Here is an 18,579-nt window from a genome sequence, read left to right as displayed (position 1 = left end):
GTCGAACGCTCAGGTTGTTGCCCGGTACGCGGCACAGTGGGAGGCCGCGGCGGGCACGCGATCGCGGCCGAGCAGTGCTCTCCTCGCCGGATCTCAGGCCCTCGGCCCTCGCCTGAGCCGGCGAGCAGGTCGCCGGGTGGCCTCGGCCGGGACGCTCGGGGCGGGCGGCAGCGTCACCGCGATCTCCCCGCCGAGCCGGAAACCGGGTGCGAGGTCCAGCTCGTCACCGCTCCAGAAGCGCCCGGGGTCGTACCAACTGGGGCTGCGCGGCTCGGCCAGGAGCCACATCTCCTCGTACGTCACGGCGACGACCTCCGCGCAGTAGGCGGTCTCCAGGCCCGGCGACGGGTCCCGGCCGTCGCGCCGCCGGAGCAGGTCCGGTGCCCGGCCCCGCAACCAGCGGCCGGCGAGACGTGCCATCGAGGGGAACGGTGTGCCGTCGAGCCGCGCCACCGTGCGCAGCGCCGCGTCCTCCATCTCGCGGGTCAGCGGGCCGTCGAGCTGCCGCAACCAGGCGCGCTGGCCGTAACGGTGGCCCCAGACCAGCACCGCGTCACGAAGGTCGTGCAGCTGCACCCCGCGCTGGTGCGTGCCCGACCACAGGTCCGGCAGCGAACGGCCGAGCTCGGCGTGCCACATCAGGGGCGGCAGGTCGTCGACGACGATGGCCATGCCCACGTGGTTGACCGGGGCATTCGTCAGCCCTCGGATGGCGCGGTCGGCCGGACTGCTGCCCCGGAAGATCCAGACGTCCCCGGTCCGCGCCAGCTCGCACGCCCGGTCGAGAGTGATCACGCTGGCCGGCACGGCCGGTAGGTTAGCCGGATGCGGTGGTGGAAGTGGCTGGGCCTGGCCGGGCTCGCGGGGGTTGCGGCCACCGGGGTGGTCACGGTGCGGGCCGAGCGGCGCCGGCGGGCCTACTCGCCGGAGGAGATCAGGTCACGGCTGCACGAGCGAGTGGCTGCGGCCGCCGACGTACGCTCCGACCATGGAGAAGAGGAACGCGCGACGACTCGGTCGTGAGGTCGGCGTCGTCGGGCTCGGTTGCTGGCAGCTCGGCGCGGACTGGGGCCGGGTCGACGAGGTCGATGCCCTCGCGGTACTGCATGCGGCGGCCGACACCGGCGTCACGTTCTTCGACACCGCCGACGTCTACGGGGACGGTCGCAGCGAGACGCTGGTCGGCCGGTTCCTACGGGAGCGGGCAGACGAGCGGTTCGTGGTGGCCACCAAGATGGGCCGGCGCGTCGAGCAGGTGCCGGAGAACTACACGCGCGAGAACTTCCGGGCCTGGAACGACCGTTCGCGGGCCAACCTCGGCGTCGACACGCTGGACCTGGTGCAGCTGCACTGCCCGCCCACGCCCGTCTACTCGCGCGACGAGGTCTTCGACGCGCTCGACGAGCTCGTGGCCGACAAGCGGATCGCGGCCTACGGCGTGAGCGTCGAGCGGGTGGACGAGGCCCTCGCGGCGATCACGCGGCCCGGCGTCGCGAGTGTGCAGATCATCCTCAACGCGCTGCGGCAGAAGCCGCTGGACCAGGTGCTTCCCGCGGCGGACGAGGCCGGCGTCGCGATCATCGCCCGGGTGCCGCTCGCGTCGGGCCTGCTCTCGGGGCGCTACACCGCGGCCACCACGTTCGGCCCCGACGACCACCGCACCTTCAACCGGCGCGGCGAGGCGTTCGACGTGGGTGAGACGTTCGCCGGGGTGCCCTACGAGGTCGGGCTCGAGGCCGTCGAGCGGCTGCGGCCGCTGCTGCCCGCGGGGGCGACGATGGCGCAGTTCGCGCTGCGCTGGATCGTCGATCTCCCGCAGGTGACGGTCGTGATCCCGGGCGCGCGGAACGCGGAGCAGGCGCGCGGCAACGCCGCGGCGGCCGACCTCGCCCCGCTGGAGGAGCAGGTGCGCACGGCGATCCGCGAGGTCTACGACGACCTGATCCGCCCGCACGTCCACGACCGCTGGTAGGTCGGCGCACCGGAAAGCGTGTGCGGCTGCCTGCGACGGCCGGGACCGGCCGTCGCAGGCGACTCGCGGGGCGCGCGCTACAGGTTCGCGGTCGCTTCCTCCAGATACTGGGCGAACTTCTTCCGGGCCGCTTCGGTGCGGGTGGGGACGTGCTCGGTCGGCACGTCGGTGGGGGTGTAGCCGCGCAGGATCCGGCGCGCCACCGTGCTCTTGTGCACCTCGTCGGGGCCGTCGTAGATCCGGGCGGCGCGGGCCGCGCGGTACATCCCCTCCAGCGGCAGGTCGCCGGAGAAGCCCAGCGAGCCGTGCACCTGGATCGCGCGGTCGATCACGTCGTGGAGCACCTTTGCGCCCCAGTACTTGATCATGGCGATCTCGACGCGGGCGTTCGACGCGCCCACCTGGTCCATCGTCCACGCGGCGTGCAAGGTCATCAAGCGTGCGGCCTGCATCTCCGCCGCGGACGTGGCGACCCAGTCCTGCACCATCTGCTTCTCGGCGAGCACGGAGCCGTGGGTGTACCGGCTCACCGCCCGCTCGCACAGCATGTCGAACGCCCGCTTGGACTGGCCCAGCCAGCGCATCGCGTGGTGGATGCGGCCGGGGCCGAGGCGCTGCTGAGCGAGCCGGAAGCCGTCGCCGGGGTTGCCGACCAGGTTCTCCTTCGGCACGCGCACGTCCGTGTAGATGATCTCGGCGTGTCCCCCGTAGAGGTCGCCGCCGATCGCCGGGTGGTCCATCACCGGGATGTCGCGGACGATCCGCACACCCGGCGTCTCGACGGGCACGATGATCATCGACGAACCCTGGTAGGCCGACACGTCGGGGTCGGTCACCGCCATGACGATCAGGAAGTCGGCGTGCGAGGCGTTCGACGAGAACCACTTGTGTCCGTTGATCACGTAGTCGTCGCCGTCGAGCACCGCCCGCGTCGAGAGCAGCGTCGGGTCGGCCCCGGCCCCGGGCTCGGTCATCGAGAAGCAACTGCGCAGCTCTCCGCGCAGCAGCGGGTGCATCCAGCGTTCCTTCTGCTCGGGGCTCCCGCCGATGGCGAGCAGCTCGGCGTTGCCGGAGTCGGGCGCCTGGTTGCCGAAGATCCCCGGTGCGTAGCGGCATTGACCGAGGATCTCGTGCATCAGCCCGAGCCTGACCTGTCCGAACCCGCCGCCGCCGAGCTCGGGCGGCAGGTGAGCCGCCCACAGGCCGCGCTCCTTCACCTGTTCCTTGAGTGGTGCGGTGATCCGCGCGTAGGTCTCGCGGTCCAGATCGAGGGTCTCCAACGGAATGATCTCCTCGCGGACGAAGCCGCGCATCCATTCGAGCTGTGCCTCGAACTCGGGTTCCGTCGAGAAGTCCCAGGCCATCGTCCGCGCCTCCGCATCGTCGCCGGGGATCGGCTCGTCCCCTCCGGGGCCATCGTGCCCCGGGGCCCCGGCCCGGCGATAGAACTGTTTTGGAGCGGTGCTCTAGAGCCGAGGGTCAGTCGGCCGTGCGATGGCCGCGGGGTGTCCGGGCGGTGGACACGATGATCAGGAGCCGGCGGCGCGGGTCCGCCTCGTCGTCGAGTCAGGGCGCGCCTGCACGCCAGGCGCGTACCCGGTCCTCGGCTCGCCGTGCACTCCGCGCCGCCGCCACGCGGTCGGCCTGCTCCGGTGAGGCGGCGTGCTGGGCGACGGCGCGCTCGGCCTCGGCGAGCTCCCGGGCGGCGACCACGTCCGCCGCGTCCCGGAAGACGGTGGGCAGGGGCACTTCCGGCTCACTGCGGGGATGGCGTTCGGCGTAGTACGGGTTGTCGTCGGGCAGCCCGCCCGTGTACCGGCCGTACGCGCCGAGGAACAGCAGGAGCGCGCCTGCGATCAGGCTGAAGATCACGTTGGGCATCCGGAACGCGAGCAGGTTCATCGGGGTGTTCAGCACGAGCACGTTGGCCAGGCCGGAGAGGATGAACGCCACCCCCACGACGACGGTCACCGTGGAGGCCGTGCGGCCGCCGCGCATGGCCGCCGCGATCAGGATCGCGCCCACGACCAGCGAGATCACCGAGAGCAGACCGTTGGACGAGAGCCCGAGCACCGGGGTGCCGTTGGTGGTGAACGGATCCAGCCGGTTGACGAGGCCGAGGATGCCGAACACCCAGAGCCCGAGACCGAACAGCATCGCGCCGACGCGGTGCACGGCGTCGAGACTCCCGTGAGATTCGCGCCATACCCTGTTCATGACGAAATGGTGCGACGACCCGGACACGGGCGCGAGTTGACCTCGCCCCACGTGGTCCGAACGGTGCAGTGTCGCCGGCACGGCGTCGTCGCGCGCAGCGCCTCCTCGGGAGGCTCAGTGACGGGCGCGGCTGCGCACGGAGCTGGAGATGAGCGTGATCCCGCCGATCAGCACCAGCAGCCCGATCACGAGCCACGTGCGGGATCCGGTCATGAAGCTGCCGCCCAGCAGGTCGGCCCCCTGCAGGGTCCACACCCCGCCGATGACGAACAGGAGCACGCCGAGCGCGCCGAGCACCACAGGAAGCCACCGGGTCATGACGCTGATACTCCACCTGATGCAGGTGCGAGGGGGTAGGTGTTGTCCGGCTCACCGTCGCCCCGGCCGGACGGCAGCAGGTCGAACAGGTTCCACACGGGCGTGAGCAGGTCCATGCCACGCGGGGTGCCGTCAGGGAAGTCGGCAGGCTGGGTGAGGACGTGACGCACCCCGCCGGACTCGCGGTCGCGGACGTGCACGCTGAACGCCGGGAACAGCGCCCCACGGGAGCCGGCCACCCCGAGGTCGTCGAGGAACGTGGTGCCGGCAGCGGAGACCAGTCGCACCCGTGCCCAGCCGCGGGTGCGTGCCCAGCCGCGAAGGACGGGGAGCGGGGCGGGAGCCATCACGGCGAAGGCGGTGCGCTGGGCGATGTGCCGCTCCACCCCGTTGAGGCCGTCGACGAACATCGAGCACGCCGCGCAGGCGGCGTTGTCCTCGGGATGCAGCATCAGGTGATAGATGACCAGCTCGTCGTGGTCGCCGAAGAGCTCGTCGAGCGCGACGGGACGCTCGGGCCCGTCGGCGGCGAGGTCGGCCGGGCCCTCGACGAACCGGTGGTTCTGCACGGCGGCCCCGCGTGGCAGCGCGCGGCGCATCGCGGCGACGGCCTCGATCCGGTCGCGCAGCTCGGCCTCGGCCCGGCGCAGCTGCGATCGTGCCCGGCGGTACTCCTCGCTCGCCCCGGCGGGCCAGAGCTCGGGTGCCTCGCCCTCGACGTGCAGGGTGATGCTCTTGAGCTCGGTCCACCACGGTGCGGGGCTGTTCGATGTCGCCGTGTCGTTCGATGTCGCCGTGTTGTTCGACGTCGCCGTGTCGTTCGACGTCACTGATCCTCCTCGGCGATCGCCTTGATGTCGGCCAGCCGAGTGTCCCAGAAATCCTCGACGAACGCGCGCAGCTCGGCGAGAGCATCCGGGCGGGCACGGTAGAACCGCCGGGTGCCTTCGCGTCGTTCGACGAGGAGCCCGGCACCGCGCAGTACGCGCAGGTGCTGCGAGACGGTGGGTCGGGCCACGTCGGGAAACTGCTCGGCGATCGCGCCCGCCGGGAGTTCCCCGTCGCGCACGAGTCGGAGGATCTCGCGCCGTCGCGGTTCGACGAGGGCTTCGAGGACGGCCTGCATTCGAGGAGCGTAGACCATCACTTACGTAAGTGCCAGGCTACTTTCAGGCTAGGCCTTGTCCTCGTCGGTGGCCGGGCGGCCGGGTTCGGGATCGGTCGTCGCGGGCGCGGTGCCGGCCCGCAGTTCCGCCTGCAGGATCCGGGCGGAGCGGCCGAGGCCACGCGCCGCGTCGGGCAGCTTCTTGGCCCCGAAGAGGAGAACCACCACGCCGATCACGATGAGCCAGTGCCAGGGACTGAGTTCGCCCATTTCTCCACCCTTTCGCAACGCTGTTTCCGCAGTGCCGTCCTGTGGTGCACTGGAGGGACCTCTCGAGTGTCCTCCTGCCGGGAAGTCAGGGAATGTTCCACACGCCTTTTCGTCGAACAATCCTGTGCGTCCGACTGGTCTCTTTTCTCCGATATGGGTACTGATCATCCGGATTCTGCGCGGAGGTGGGCACACTGGTAGATGTGTTGCGTGGTGGTTCTCCGTAAGTGCGCGCGTCTGGCCGTGCTGGGGCTGGTGGCAGCCGTGGTGCTGGCAGTGATGAGCTTTCCGGTGGTCGGCGGCATCGGAGCGTTGGCCGCGCAGGTCAGCAACGGGGCGGTCAACGTCGCGCCGGCCTCCCTGCTCGCGGGGAACACCCCCGACGTCACCACTGTGACCGACTCCACCGGGAAACCGATCGCGTTCCTCTACAACCAGTTCCGGACGCCGGTCCCGAGCACCCAGATATCGGCGGCGATGAAGGCGGCGATCGTCGCCATCGAGGACCGGCGGTTCTTCGAACACGGCGGCGTCGACCCGGTCGGCACCATTCGCGCCCTGGTGAACGACGCCGGTGGCGGGGCTCAGCAGGGTGGTTCGACCCTGACCCAGCAGTACGTGAAGAACTACGAGCTCTATGTGGCGGCCACCAACGACGCGCAGCGCCAGGCGGCAGTGGCGCCCAGCCTCGCCCGCAAGATCCACGAGGCCGAGCTGGCGGTCACGGTCGACCACAACCTGAGCAAGGAAGACATCCTCACCCGCTACCTCAACATCGTCTATTTCGGGCACGGCGCGTACGGCGTGGCCGCCGCGGCGCGGGTCTACTTCAACACCACCGCGTCCGCGCTGACCGTCCCGCAGGCGGCACTGCTCGCCGGAATGGTGCAGAGCCCCACCCAGTTCGACCCGATCGAGCATCCGGAGGCAGCCAAGGCGCGTCGCGACGTGGTGATCGCGCAGCTGCGCCAGCTCGGCTCCATCACCCCCGCGGATGCCGCGACCGCCACCGCCGCGCCGCTGGGCGTGGTGGACGAGACATCCGTGCCGCCCGAGGGCTGCACGGGTGCCGGGGACGACGGCTACTTCTGTGCCTACGTGGTGCGCTACCTGGAGCAGGCCGGCTTCACCGGCGATCAGCTCCTGTCGGGTGGCTACACGATCCGTACCACGCTCGACCCGGTCGCACAGGAGAAGGCCAAGTCCGCAGTGGACAGTCAGGTGCCCCCGCGGACGCCGCACGTCGCCGACGTGCTCTCGTTCGTGCAGCCCGGCCAGACGCTGCACCCGATCACGGCGATGGTGGCCAACCGCACGTACGGCAACAAGCCGGGCCAGTCCAGCTACGGGCTGCCCTACCAGCCCGAGAACCTCGGTGCCGGTTCGGTGTACAAGATCTTCACCGCCGCCACGGCCATGGAGCAGGGCCTGATCGGTATCGACTCGGTGATCGACGTGCCGCCGAGCGGGTACCTGAGCCCGATCTACAAGGACGCTTCGGGCCACGACATCCCGGTGCACAACGCCGAGGAGACCCTCGCGCCACAGCTGAGCCTCACCGAGGCGCTCGCCGAGTCGCCGAACACCGCCTTCGTGAAGCTGGAGGAGAGCACCGGGATCCCACCCATCGTGGACATGGCGCAGCGGCTCGGGATGACCTCCCTCTCCGAGCCGGTGAGCGACAAGCCGGGAGCCATGTCGATCGCCGACACGGTGAAGGCGGAGAGGCAGGCGTCCTTCACCCTCGGTGTGACCCCGACGAGCGACCTCGAGCTGGCCAACGTCGACGCGACGCTGCAGAGCCACGGCATGTGGTGCCCGCCCACACCGATCCTGTCGGTGACCGACCAGAGCGGCAAACCGGTGCCCGTGAACCAGGCCCCGTGCAGGCAGGCGGTCGCTCCCGCTCTGGCGGACAGCCTGGTCAACGGCCTCAGCCAGGACGACCAGCCGGGTGGCACGTCAGCGGCGGCGGCGTCCGCCGAGGGCTGGTCACGACCCGCCTCGGCCAAGACCGGAACCACGCAGATCTTCCAGTCCGCGGCGTTCGTGGGTGCCACGCCGCAGCTCTCCGGAGCGGCGATCGTGTTCGACGACTCCCGTAACCCCCGGCCGATCTGCGACGGGTCGCCGCCCAGCACCTGCTCGAGCGGGACGCTCTTCGGTGGTGGGGCGCCGGCGCGAACGTTCTACAAGGCGGCGGGCGACATCCTCGGGGACGCCCCGGTGGTGCCGCTGGCGCCACCGTCACCCCGATATCTCCGGGGCCGGCTGTCGTAGGCGGTTACTTTCGACACCCGGTAGAAGCTACGGAACGATGGTCGGGCAGAGTGGCGCACATGGCTGCCTTCCCCTCCCCGACCACGGGTGCCCTGGTGTTCCGCACCATCGCGATCGCTGAGGCCTGCTCCTGGGCCGGCCTGCTGATCGGGATGTTCTTCAAGTACGTCGTGGTGCGCAACGACATCGGCGTCACCGTGTTCGGGCCGATCCACGGGGTGCTCTTCATCATCTACGTCGTCGTCACGCTGGTGGTGGCGCGTGATTTCCGGTGGAGCGTGGGAACGACCGTGGTGGCACTCGTGGCCAGCATCCCGCCGCTCGCCACGTTGTGGTTCGAGCGCCGTGCCCGGCGCACCGGGTTGTTCTCCGGTGTTCCCGCGGTGGCCGATCAGGCGGCGTGAACGGCCTGGTCAGCTGCTGAGCTCTGCCTCCAGCCCGGCGATCTCGGCGGTGAACTGGTCGAGGAACCCGCGCCAGGAGGCGACCGTTCCGGCGGGGCGGACGACGAACTTCGTCAGCCCGACGTCGACGAAGCGGCGTACCTGATCGCGCGCGGCGTCCCAGCCGTGGGCCACCAGCAACTTCGGGTCGAGGTCCGGGCGGCGCCGTGCGATGCGGGCGATCGCGGCGTCGGTGACGGTGGCGCCGGGCGGGATCACGGCGATGTTCGTGCCGTAGTGATCGGGCTCGATCTCGCGGCCCGCGTCCTTGGCCGTCTCCTCGATGAGCGACCTGGCGACGCCGGCCTCCTCCGGGGTGACGGCGCTGCCGAGCCAGCCGTCGGCCAGCCGTCCGATCCGGCGTAGTCCGGCCGGGGCGCGGCCACCGAGCCACAGATCCAGCGGCCGCGCAGGTAGTGGCGCCACCGACGCATCGTCGAGGTGGAAGAACCGGCCGTGGTGGGTCACGCTCGGCTCGGACAGCAACCGGTGCACCACGACGAGGGACTCGTCGAACAGAGCGGCCCGCGCGCCGTCGGGTGCCGGGAACAGGTCGCGCTCGGCGGGCGTGACCGACCGCACCCCGAACGCGGGCAGGATCCGCCGGGGAGCCAGCGCGGCCAGCGACGCCAGCTGCGCGGCGACGAGCGCGGGGTTGCGGTCGGGGAGTACCAGGACGCCCGTGCCGAGCTTCAGCTCACGGGTACGGCCCGCGGCGAACGCCATCCCGACGACGGGATCGATCGTCGGGGCCGACGCCGTGTCGGCCAGCCAGAGCGAGTCGACGTGGCGGGCCTCGAGCTCGTCGATCAGTTCTGCGAGCTCGGGCCCGGGGCCCGGACCGGAGGCGAGAGGCACTGACCCGATACCGATACGAACCTTCACACCTCGACGCTACCCCCGCGTGCCGCGCGTCCGGCCGCCAATGGGTGGCGTCAGGAACCGGCGGCGTCGAGGGCGCGGGACAGGTCGGCGATCAGGTCTCGGGGGTCCTCCAGGCCCACCGAGAACCGCAGATGGCCGTAGCGGCGGAACTTCTCGGGGTAGTACCGGGCCCGCTCGTCGTCGCCGGAGACGTGCACGATCAGCGACTCGTCGTGCCCGAGCGAGACCGCCGAGGTGATCAGCCGCAGCGCCGCCACGAACCGGTTCTGCGCAGCGGAGTCACCGTCCACGGCGAACGCGAGCATCCCGCCGAACCCGCCGTCGAGCGTGCGGACGGCCAGTGCGTGCTGAGGGTGCGAGGGCAGACCCGGGTAGGCGACGTAGGCGACCCGCGGGTGCTCCTCCAGGAACCGGGCCACGGCCATCGCCCCGGCGCAGTGGGCGCGCATCCGCATCGGCAGGGTCACCGAACCGCGCATGATCAACCAGGCGTTGAACGGGCTGATCACGCCGCCCACGTTGACCATCGCCTCGCGCCGGATGTCGGCCACGAGTGCGCTGCCCGCCTCCCCACCGCCGATCACGGCGCCGCCCATCGCGTCGCCGTGGCCGTTGATGTACTTCGTGAGTGAGTGCACGACGGCGTCGGCACCCAGGTCGAGCGGGCGCTGCAGCACCGGTGTGGCGAACGTGGCGTCCACCGACAGCAGCGCGCCTGCGCCGTGCGCGATGTCCGCAACGGCGGCGACGTCGGTGATCCGGGTGGTGGGGTTGGCCGGCGTCTCGATGTGCACCAGCCGGGTCTCCGGGCGGACCGCGGCGGCCACGGCGTCGAGGTCGGAGGAGTCGACGAGGGTGGCCGTGATCCCGTACTTCGCCGGGAGCAGGTCGTGGAGCAGTCGATAGGTGCCGACGTAGGTGGTGTCGGAGCAGACCACGTGGTCGCCGGTCCGCAGCGCGGCGAAGAACACCGCGTGCTGTGCGGCCATCCCGCTCGCGAGGGCCACCGCGGCCGTACCCCCGTCGAGCGCGGCGAGCTTGTCCTCCAGCCATCCCTGGTTGGCGCCGCCGTTGCGGGTGTAGAGCGGGGTGTCGGTGCCCGACCAGGACAGCTCGGACGGGTCGTCGGGCAGCGCATAGGAGTTCGCCATGACGAGCGGGCGGCGGATCGCTCCGCTGCCCGCGTCGACGGCGTTGCCGGCGTGAACGGCGAGCGTGGCGAGATGAGGGATGTCGGGCACCCCGTCTTCGTACCCGCCGCGCACCGGCAGGGGAGACCTGACCCCGGGGGCGGTGCGGATCAGCCTGTCGTGTCGACGTCCACGCGGCGGCGGCCGGTCGTCCACGCGTACCGTTTCGACTCATGATCCGTACGGCGGATGAGGTGGCCGCGGGAGTGCGGGCGGGAACGCTGGACCCGGTGCGGATCACCGAGGAGGCGTTGGAACGGATCTCGGCCCGTGACGACACGATCGGTGCGTTCCGGCGGGTCCGCGCGCTGGAGGCGCTGGCCGAGGCCCGGGCGATCGGTGCGCGGCCTGACCGTGCTGATCTCCCGCTCGCCGGCGTTCCGATCGCCGTCAAGGACGTCGTTGCGGTCTCCGGCGAGTTCGCGGAGTGGGGCTCGCGCGCGGGGTCGCGGCAGGTCGCGGGCGCCGACGGCGAGATCGTCGCCCGGCTGCGCGCGGCCGGTGCGGTGGTGGTCGGGCTGAGCCGGGTGCCCGAGCTGTGCTCCTGGCCGTCGACCGACACGGCCGAGGGGATCTCCCGCAACCCGGCGGCGCCGGAGTACGTGGCCGGTGGATCGTCCGGGGGGAGCGCGGCGGCGGTGGCGGCGGGCATGGTGCCCCTCGCCCACGGCACCGACGCTCTCGGCTCGATCCGGGGTCCCGCCGCGATCTGCGGGGTTCTCGGCATCATGCCGGGTGCGGGCGTCGTCCCCGCGTCCGACTCCGGGCTGTTCTGCGGGCTCTACCGGCACGGTGCACTCGCGACGACCGCAGCCGACGCGGCCCTGCTGCTCGCCGTGCTCGCGCAGCGGCCCGACCTGGGCCGGGTCACCGAGCCGGGCCCGCTGCGGGTGGCCGTGTCCACTCGCGTGCCGGTCACGGGAGCGTCGGTGCCGAAGGCGATGACGGCGGCGGTCACGCAGGTGGCGAAGCAGCTTCGCGACGCCGGGCACAGCATCACCGCGGCCACGCCCCGGTACGGAACGGCCGTACTGACCGGAGCCGCAGCCCGCTGGTTCGCCGGGCCCGCGGAGCACGCCGCGGAGTTCGCCCCGAGCCGCCTGCAGCCGCGGACGCGCACCCATGTGCGGATCGGGCGGTTCGTGAGCAGGGCAGGGCTCGTCCGTGAAGGCCCCCGGCGGGAGTGGATCTCCCGCGCCGGTGAGTTCTTCGCGGACCACGACGTGCTCCTCACACCCGCGCAAGCGGCGCTGCCGGCGAAGGCACAGCTGTGGAGCCGGAAGTCGTGGCTCGCCAACCTGCCGCAGGCGCGGGCCAGCGGGTTTCTCACACCCTGGAACCTCGCGGGCTACCCGGCTCTCTCCGTGCCTGCCGGCCGGCATCCCTCGGGAGTGCCGATCGGGGTGCAGCTGGTGGCACCGCCCGGCGGTGAGCCGCGGTTGCTCGCCCTCGCCGGGCAGCTGGAGAAGCTCAGGGCCCGGTGACGAGCTCGGCGTCCTCTCCGGCCATGGCGCGGTAGGCGGGTCGCAGCAGGTCGGTGACCTGCTCGCCCCGCACGTCGATCGCGAAACGAGGCACCTGGTCGAGCAGCGCGTCGGGTGGCGTGTGGGCGCCGGCCAGCCGTTCGGGGAGACCGGGGCCGGCGTGCCAGTAGGTGTCCATGACGTCGGCGAGGGCGCCGCTGCTCGCGGCCGGGTCGCTCGGGAGCGCCGCGGTGCGGCGGGCGCGCAGCTCCTCCAGGAGCGTCTCGCGATCGCGGCCGCGCAGGGCGAGGATCTGGAAGGGATCAGCGTCGAACCACTCGGCGAGCACGTAGAACACCGCGGCGAGGTGCTTGCACGGGACGGCGAAGTCGGGGCACGTGCAGTCCATCGAGAGGTCGCGGTTGCTCGCCGGGAAAAGCGACAGACCGACCGCCTCGAAGACACGCTCGATGTCGCGCGGCATCTCGCCACCCAGCAGCACGGCGGCGTAGGAGGCGTCGTCGACGAGCGCCTGCGCCACCGCGGCCCACTCCGCCTTGCCGAACGCCGGGACGCCGATCCGCACCTTGTACGGCTGCGGCCGCGAGCCCTGCACCTGCGCGACGGCGCCGCCCGCGTCGACGTCGAGGGAGACGATCTGGCCCGCACGCGCGTAGCTGCGCCCCCGCGAGAGCCGGCCGCCGACGCCGAGCGACTCCAGAACCGACAGGAACCGCTGCGACCACCACGAGCGCGCCACCGGGCCGCGGGTGCTGTTGATCTGGATGCCGCCCTCGACCTTGCGCGCCTTCGCGGGTTCGGCGTCGCGCCACCAGAAGGGATCGGGATCAGGCATTCTCGCCCCCCTCGACCGTCTCCTCGAGAGCCTCCGAGCTCAGGGTGAACAGCTCGCGCAAGGAGTCGGTGGACAGCTCGGTGAGCCAGCCCTCGCCGTCGCCCACCACCATCTCCGACAGCGCTCGCTTCTTGGTGATCATCTCGTCGATGCGCTCCTCGACGGTGCCCGGGCACACGAACTTGCGCACCTGGACGTTGCGCCGCTGCCCGATGCGGAACGCCCGGTCGGTGGCCTGGTTCTCGACGGCGGGGTTCCACCATCTGTCCAGATGCACCACGTGGTTGGCGGCGGTGAGGGTGAGGCCGGTGCCACCCGCCTTGAGCGAGAGCAGCATGATCGGGGGCCCCTCGCCGGCCTGGAACCGCGTGACCATCTCGTCGCGGCGCTTCTTGGGCGTGCCTCCGTGGAGGAACGCGACGTCGGTGTCGAAGCGCGCCGAGAGGTGCGGCACGAGCATGTGGCCGAACTCGGCGAACTGCGTGAAGCACAGCACGCGGTCGCCCTCGTCGAGGATCTCGGCGAGGATCTCCTCGAGCCGGAGGATCTTGCCGGAGCGGCGCCCGACCGGCGAGCCGTCGTGCAGCAGCTGGGCCGGGTGGTTGCAGATCTGCTTGAGCTTGGCCATCGCGGCCAGGACGTTGCCGCGGCGCTCGATGCCCTGGGAGTCGGCGATCTTCTCCATCATGTCGTCGACGACCGTGCGGTAGAGCGAGGCCTGCTCGCGGGTGAGCCGGTAGTGCTGCGTGATCTCGATCTTGTCGGGCAGGTCGTCGATGATCGTGGGATCCGTCTTCACCCGCCGCAGCAGGTACGGGCGCGTGACGCGGCGCAGCAACGCGGCGGCCTCGGTGTTGCCGTGGCGCTCCACCGGGATGGCGTAGCGGGCGCGGAACCTGTCGGCGGAGCCGAGCAGCCCGGGGTTGAGCACGTCCATGATCGACCACAGCTCGGCGAGCCGGTTCTCCACAGGCGTGCCGGTGAGTGCCACGCGGTGCTCGGCGTCGAAGCGCCGCACAGCGCGGGCGTGCGAGGCCCGGCTGTTCTTCACGGCCTGAGCCTCGTCGAGCACGAGCCGGCGCCAGGCGAACCGGGCCAGCTCGTCGCCGTCGCGGGTGGCCGTGGCATAGGTGGTGACGACCAGGTCGGACTCGCGAACCCGCTGCGCGAGCTCCTCGTCGTGCAGCCGCCCGGGGCCGTGGTGCGCGAGCACCTTCAGATGGGGAGCGAAGCGCGCGGCCTCCCGCTGCCAGGTGCCCACGAGCGACATGGGACAGATCAGCAGGGTGGGGCCCTGCTCCTGCTGTGCACGCTCGTGCGTCTCCAGGGCCAGCATCTGCACCGTCTTGCCCAGCCCCATGTCGTCGGCGAGGCAGGCGCCGAGCCCGAGCGCCGAGAGGAAGGCGAGCCACGAGACGCCGCGCTCCTGATAGGGGCGAAGCTGCGCCTGGAAGCCCGGCGGCGGGGGAATCGGCGTGATCGCGCGCTCAGCCTCACCGGAGAGCAGCTGGCCGATCCAGCCCTCGGCGTGGATGGCAGTGACGGGGAGCGGGACGCCGTCCTCCTCGCCCCCGGCTGCCCAGTCGTCGGGATGGCGGTGGGCCAATGCGAGCACCTCGGCGGCGGTCGGGGCGCCCGCGGCCCGCCGCTGCCGGGCGCGCCGCAGGAACTCCAGTCCTTTCTGCAACCGCTCGGCATCGACGCTGACCCACCGGCCCCGCAGCCGGACGAGCGGTGCCTTGGTGGCCACCAGGTCGGTGAGCTCTTCCTCGGAGAGCTCCTCGTCGCCCACCGCGATGGACCAGCGGAAATCGGCCAGCTCCTCGCGGCCGAGTCCGCTGCGGGTGAGCACGCGGTCGGCCGGCGTGCTGCGCGCGCTCAGGGCGAGCCCGACGCGGCGCGCGCCGTCCCACCCGGACGGCAACTGCACGCCGAATCCGGCCTCGACGAGCAGCGCCGCGCCGGCCGTGAGGAAGTGGTGGGCGCCGTCGAGGTCGAGGTCGAGCGTGGACGGGCGGGCCTGCCGCAATGCCGGGGCGAGCGCCGGGAGCACCAGCGACGCGCGGCCGAGCTCGGCGAGCAGCAGCTCCTGCGGCTCTGCGATCAGCCGGGCGGCCCCGCCGGACCAGACCTGTTCGGCCGGGACGAGCAGGCTCGGGTCGGCGGTGGACTGCAGGAGGAACTCGAGCACCCAGCGCGTGCCGTCGCCGGTCTGGTCGAGAGCGTCAGGGGCCGGGTCGTCGGGGTCGTGCAGGGTGCTGATCTCGGAGAGCCGGAAGCAGGCACGGCCGGCACCGGTGGGGGCCGTGCCGAACTCGTCCCACTGCGCGACCGCGTCGGCGAGCGCCGCCAGCTCGGTGGCAGGCGGCTCGGAGGAGCCGCCCCCGATCCGCCCGTCGGGTGTGAGCAGAGCGGCGAGCCACGCCTCCGTGGCCGCGAGCCGGTGAGGCGTGCCCGTGCGCGGCGGGAGCACGGTGACCGGCTCGGGCGAACGGGCGAGCAGGTCGCGGACGGCGGCGTCGGTGAGGCCGGCGAGCGCGTCGGTGACCAGCTCCTGGGCGTCGCCGCCGGTCTGCGGACCACGCGCGGGCCCCACGGCCTCCGCTCGCCCGACCGGCGGAAGTGCGGCCACCAGCGCGTCGAACGTGACGGCGTCGAGGCCCTGGACGATCGGGCGCCACCGTGCGGACGCGAGCGAACCGTTGCGGACCAGCGTGGGCAGCACGCGGCCACGTGCGGCGAGGTCGGCCGCCAGCTCGGCCACGGCGCGCAGGTGAGCCACCGAAGCGCCGTAGCGCACCTCGTCGACGGGGTCGTCGAGCTCGGCGACGTCGACCAGCAGCGCAGGCACCGACCACGGCCGCAGCGTGGGCCCGCCCCGGGGCGGTGCGGCGCGCCCGCCGCCCCGCACCAGCTCCGGTGAGGCGAGCGGGCCGCCCGGCCGGGACGGCAGCAGCAGCGTGAGGGTGGCGGGCTTGCCGGGGTGCAGCGCCACGAGCGCCGACGCGGGGGCCGCGAACGGGTGGGGGCGAGCGGAGCGCAGCGAGCGGCTCGACGAGGTGGCAGGCCGCTCGCCGTCCTCGGCCCAGAGCACCACGCCGCGGCCGGGCGACCAGACGGCGTGGACGGCGAGCACAGGTCCAGGCTACGGAGCCGCCCCGACACCCCGCCCCGCGGCTGCGGGATGAACGGGCCGGACGTGCACGCTCGCGGCCTCGGCCCCGCGCTCTCCGTCGCCGGAGCGGCGTCAGGGCTCCGGGGGTCGGCGTTCCAGGGCGTCGAGGCGGCCCTCGTCCCAGCGCACGAGTGTCATCCGGTGGCCCACCTGGCTGCCGTCCTCGGTGGCGACGGCGAAGTCACCGAACATCGTCGACGTCCGCAGGTGGGTGGCTGCCGCCCATAAAGCCTCTCGGTCACGGCTACCGGCGGCCTCGGCACAGTGCACGGCCAGCGCGGCCGCAGCGGCGGCCTGAACGGCCGGGTAGTCGGGGGTCGTGCCGGTCCGGCGGGTGAACGTGGCCAGGAAGTCGTTCTCGGACGGGCCGATCTCCGCCCGACGGTGCCCGCGCGGGAACCACTGGGCGACCCCCAGGACTCCGTCGCTGTCCGCAACCGCGTCGCCGAATTCGCGCACCCCGGCGGCGACCGCCCCGATGATCCTGGGCCTGCCGGGCGCGGCGCGGGCCGCCGTGACGGTGTCCACGTCCTCCTCGAAGGTGCCGGCCGTGAAGAGGTCCCACGCCCGGTCACGCGTGAACGGTGCGTCGGCGCGGACGGTCGTGATGCCCGTGCGCTCGGCGTGCCGCTGCGCCCCGGCGATGACCTGGCGTGCGAAGCGACCCCGCCCCTGGGCGAGGACGAGCGGAACCTTCTCCTCGCGGCCGGCGAGATGGCGGACGAACGGCTCGGCGTAACGGCTCGTGGGCGACAGGACGGAGACGACGTGGCCGGGTGCCGCCGCCTGCACGTCGTCGCCGGAGCCGCCGTGGTTCCAGATCAGCAGGTCCTCGGCGGCCGCCACCTCCGCCGCGCTGCGTGCGAGCAGTGTGGAGTAGGGCCCGAGCAGGAGATCACAACGGGCGGCGAGCGCGGGCAGCCGAGCGCGCAGCGTCCGCGGATCGCTCTCGTCGTCCTCGATGACGACCTGGACGCCGTCGGTCAACTCCCGCCAGCTGTGCAGACCCTGCGCGGCCTGCGTGCCGAAGCGTGCGAACCGGCCGGTGACCGACAGCGCGACTCCGACCCGCAGGCTGCTCATCAGAGGCCGATGTGCGCGCGCTCCGCCTCGGGCACCAGGTCCAGGTAGTCCGCGTGCTTCTGGATCCAGCCGCGCACGAACGGGCACTGGGGGATGACCGCGAGGCCTCGGGTCCGGGCGGCGTCGAGCGCTGCCCGGACGAGCTTGCCGCCCAGGCCCTGCCCCGCGAACGCGTCGTCGATCTCGGTGTGGATGAAGCTGATCCGGCCGTGCCCGAGCCGGTAGACGGCGAAGCCTGCGAGCTTGTCGTCGACGTGGATCTCGAATCGGGACGACCCGGCGGCGTCGAGAACCTGCGGCTCGGTCATACGTTTCCTCCTGCGGACCCGTGCGGGATGTACGTGGCGGGGACGACGCCCAGCTTGCCCTTCTGGTAGTCGTCGAACGCCTGCAGCACCTCCGCCCGGGTGTTCATGACGAACGGACCGGCCCAGGCGACGGGCTCCTGGATCGGTGCTCCCCCGAGGATGATCACATCCAGGCCTGCCAGACGCGACTCCTGCTTCTCGTTGCCCGAGACGGTGATCGTGTCGCCCGGTCCGAAGAGGGCGGCCTGCCCGGTGCGCACCGGGCGCTTCTCGGCGCCCACGGATCCGGCCCCGGACAGGACGTAGACGAGCGCGTTGAAGTCGCGGCGCCACGGCAGCCGGACGGTGGCGCCGGGCGCCACGGTGACGTGCATCATCGCCATCGGGGTGTGGGTCGATCCCGGGCCGGTGTGCCCGGCGAGCTCGCCGGCGATCACCCGGATCAGCGCCCCGCCGTCCGCAGTGGTGACCAGCGCCGACTCGCCTGCCCGCAGGTCCTGGTACTTCGGCTCGAGCCATTTGTCGGCCTTCGGCAGGTTCACCCACAGCTGCAGGCCGTGGAAGAGCCCGCCGCTCATGACGAGCGACTCCGGCGGGCGCTCGATGTGCAGCAGCCCGCCGCCCGCGGTCATCCACTGGGTGTCGCCGTTGGTGATCACCCCGCCGCCGCCGTGCGAGTCGGCGTGCTCGAACGTGCCGTCCATGATGTAGGTGACGGTCTCGAAGCCCCGGTGCGGGTGCCAGGCCGTGCCCTTCGGCTCGCCGGGCGCGTACTCGACCTCGCCCATCTGGTCCATCATCAGGAACGGGTCGAGGTCGCGCAGGTCGATCCCGGCGAAGGCACGGCGCACCGGGAAGCCCTCGCCCTCGAACCCGGACGGCGCCGTGGTGACGGAGCGGACGGGCCGATCCTGGGCGGCGGCTCCCGGTTCGGGGACGCGGGGGAGCAACGTGACATCGGCGACGGTGACGGCGGGCATGTGGGGCCTCCGGAAGTTGATTCTGCAACTACCG

General features: G+C 72.2%; 19 protein-coding genes. 5 read left to right on the top strand and 14 right to left on the bottom strand.

What is annotated here, in order from left to right:
- Positions 1-93: 93 nt before the first annotated feature.
- Positions 94-807, bottom strand: coding sequence for a hypothetical protein (locus MMF94_RS22330; RefSeq protein ID WP_241039078.1), 714 nt, complete (start codon positions 805-807; stop codon positions 94-96).
- A gap of 18 nt (positions 808-825) precedes the next feature.
- Between MMF94_RS22330 and MMF94_RS22325 the strand changes: the two genes are divergently transcribed.
- Positions 826-1,023 carry a hypothetical protein gene (locus MMF94_RS22325; RefSeq protein ID WP_241039077.1) on the top strand — a complete coding sequence of 66 codons (198 nt, stop codon included), beginning with the start codon at positions 826-828 and terminating at the stop codon, positions 1,021-1,023.
- Positions 989-1,972: an aldo/keto reductase gene (locus tag MMF94_RS22320; RefSeq protein ID WP_241039076.1), complete on the top strand. Its 984-nt coding sequence runs from the start codon at positions 989-991 to the stop codon at positions 1,970-1,972. The genes MMF94_RS22325 and MMF94_RS22320 overlap by 35 nt, the downstream gene beginning before the upstream one ends.
- 77 nt (positions 1,973-2,049) lie before the next feature.
- On the opposite strand, the gene MMF94_RS22315 is transcribed toward MMF94_RS22320, so the two are convergent.
- From MMF94_RS22315 to tatA, 6 genes are all read right to left on the bottom strand, one after another.
- Positions 2,050-3,336 (bottom strand): acyl-CoA dehydrogenase family protein, encoded by a 1,287-nt coding sequence (locus tag MMF94_RS22315; RefSeq protein WP_241039075.1) that lies wholly within the window; start codon positions 3,334-3,336, stop codon positions 2,050-2,052.
- Positions 3,337-3,538: 202 nt separating this feature from the next.
- Positions 3,539-4,189 carry a DUF4383 domain-containing protein gene (locus MMF94_RS22310; protein ID WP_241039074.1) on the bottom strand — a complete coding sequence of 217 codons (651 nt, stop codon included), beginning with the start codon at positions 4,187-4,189 and terminating at the stop codon, positions 3,539-3,541.
- 114 nt (positions 4,190-4,303) lie between these two features.
- The gene (locus MMF94_RS22305; RefSeq protein WP_241039073.1) at positions 4,304-4,507 is read right to left on the bottom strand and encodes a hypothetical protein; all 204 of its coding nucleotides are present in this window, start codon (positions 4,505-4,507) and stop codon (positions 4,304-4,306) included.
- Positions 4,504-5,337, bottom strand: a complete 834-nt coding sequence (locus MMF94_RS22300; protein WP_241039072.1) for a DUF899 family protein — start codon at positions 5,335-5,337, stop codon at positions 4,504-4,506. Before MMF94_RS22300 ends, MMF94_RS22305 begins: the two co-directional genes overlap by 4 nt.
- On the bottom strand, positions 5,334-5,633 hold the full coding sequence (locus MMF94_RS22295) for an ArsR/SmtB family transcription factor (RefSeq protein WP_241039071.1): 300 nt from the start codon (positions 5,631-5,633) through the stop codon (positions 5,334-5,336). The genes MMF94_RS22300 and MMF94_RS22295 overlap by 4 nt, the downstream gene beginning before the upstream one ends.
- A gap of 48 nt (positions 5,634-5,681) precedes the next feature.
- Complete coding sequence (gene tatA, locus MMF94_RS22290; RefSeq protein ID WP_241039070.1) at positions 5,682-5,882, bottom strand: Sec-independent protein translocase subunit TatA; 201 nt, start codon at positions 5,880-5,882, stop codon at positions 5,682-5,684.
- A gap of 210 nt (positions 5,883-6,092) precedes the next feature.
- Between tatA and MMF94_RS22285 the strand changes: the two genes are divergently transcribed.
- Together MMF94_RS22285 and MMF94_RS22280 are read left to right on the top strand one after the other, a co-directional pair.
- Entirely contained in the window at positions 6,093-8,162 is a 2,070-nt protein-coding gene (locus tag MMF94_RS22285; protein WP_241039069.1) for a transglycosylase domain-containing protein, read from the top strand.
- A gap of 59 nt (positions 8,163-8,221) precedes the next feature.
- Positions 8,222-8,566, top strand: a complete 345-nt coding sequence (locus MMF94_RS22280; RefSeq protein ID WP_241039068.1) for a DUF3817 domain-containing protein — start codon at positions 8,222-8,224, stop codon at positions 8,564-8,566.
- Between the two features lie 9 nt (positions 8,567-8,575).
- Here MMF94_RS22280 and MMF94_RS22275 read toward each other — a convergent pair whose 3' ends face one another.
- Together MMF94_RS22275 and MMF94_RS22270 are read right to left on the bottom strand one after the other, a co-directional pair.
- Complete coding sequence (locus MMF94_RS22275; protein ID WP_241039067.1) at positions 8,576-9,490, bottom strand: TIGR03854 family LLM class F420-dependent oxidoreductase; 915 nt, start codon at positions 9,488-9,490, stop codon at positions 8,576-8,578.
- Positions 9,491-9,540: 50 nt separating this feature from the next.
- Positions 9,541-10,731, bottom strand: coding sequence for a trans-sulfuration enzyme family protein (locus MMF94_RS22270; protein WP_241039066.1), 1,191 nt, complete (start codon positions 10,729-10,731; stop codon positions 9,541-9,543).
- Positions 10,732-10,853: 122 nt separating this feature from the next.
- On the opposite strand from MMF94_RS22270, the gene MMF94_RS22265 reads away from it, so the two are divergent.
- Complete coding sequence (locus MMF94_RS22265; protein ID WP_241039065.1) at positions 10,854-12,164, top strand: amidase; 1,311 nt, start codon at positions 10,854-10,856, stop codon at positions 12,162-12,164.
- On the opposite strand, the gene MMF94_RS22260 is transcribed toward MMF94_RS22265, so the two are convergent.
- The 5 genes from MMF94_RS22260 to MMF94_RS22240 form a co-directional block, all read right to left on the bottom strand.
- A complete protein-coding gene (locus tag MMF94_RS22260; RefSeq protein WP_241039064.1) occupies positions 12,151-12,999 on the bottom strand; it encodes an SWIM zinc finger family protein in 849 nt (282 codons plus the stop codon). The genes MMF94_RS22265 and MMF94_RS22260 overlap by 14 nt on opposite strands.
- A complete protein-coding gene (locus tag MMF94_RS22255; protein ID WP_241039063.1) occupies positions 12,992-16,135 on the bottom strand; it encodes a DEAD/DEAH box helicase in 3,144 nt (1,047 codons plus the stop codon). The genes MMF94_RS22260 and MMF94_RS22255 overlap by 8 nt, the downstream gene beginning before the upstream one ends.
- A gap of 111 nt (positions 16,136-16,246) precedes the next feature.
- Entirely contained in the window at positions 16,247-17,257 is a 1,011-nt protein-coding gene (locus MMF94_RS22250; protein WP_241039062.1) for an ABC transporter substrate-binding protein, read from the bottom strand.
- The gene (locus MMF94_RS22245; protein WP_241039061.1) at positions 17,257-17,565 is read right to left on the bottom strand and encodes a GNAT family N-acetyltransferase; all 309 of its coding nucleotides are present in this window, start codon (positions 17,563-17,565) and stop codon (positions 17,257-17,259) included. The genes MMF94_RS22250 and MMF94_RS22245 overlap by 1 nt, the downstream gene beginning before the upstream one ends.
- Complete coding sequence (locus MMF94_RS22240) at positions 17,562-18,545, bottom strand: pirin family protein (protein ID WP_241039060.1); 984 nt, start codon at positions 18,543-18,545, stop codon at positions 17,562-17,564. Before MMF94_RS22240 ends, MMF94_RS22245 begins: the two co-directional genes overlap by 4 nt.
- Positions 18,546-18,579 lie beyond the last annotated feature (34 nt).

This window comes from Pseudonocardia alaniniphila (genome assembly GCF_022524485.1).
GTDB classification, from domain to species: Bacteria; Actinomycetota; Actinomycetes; order Mycobacteriales; family Pseudonocardiaceae; genus Pseudonocardia; species Pseudonocardia alaniniphila.
The sequence above is the reverse complement of the archived record's forward strand: the minus strand, read 5'-3'. Positions and strand labels throughout refer to the sequence as shown.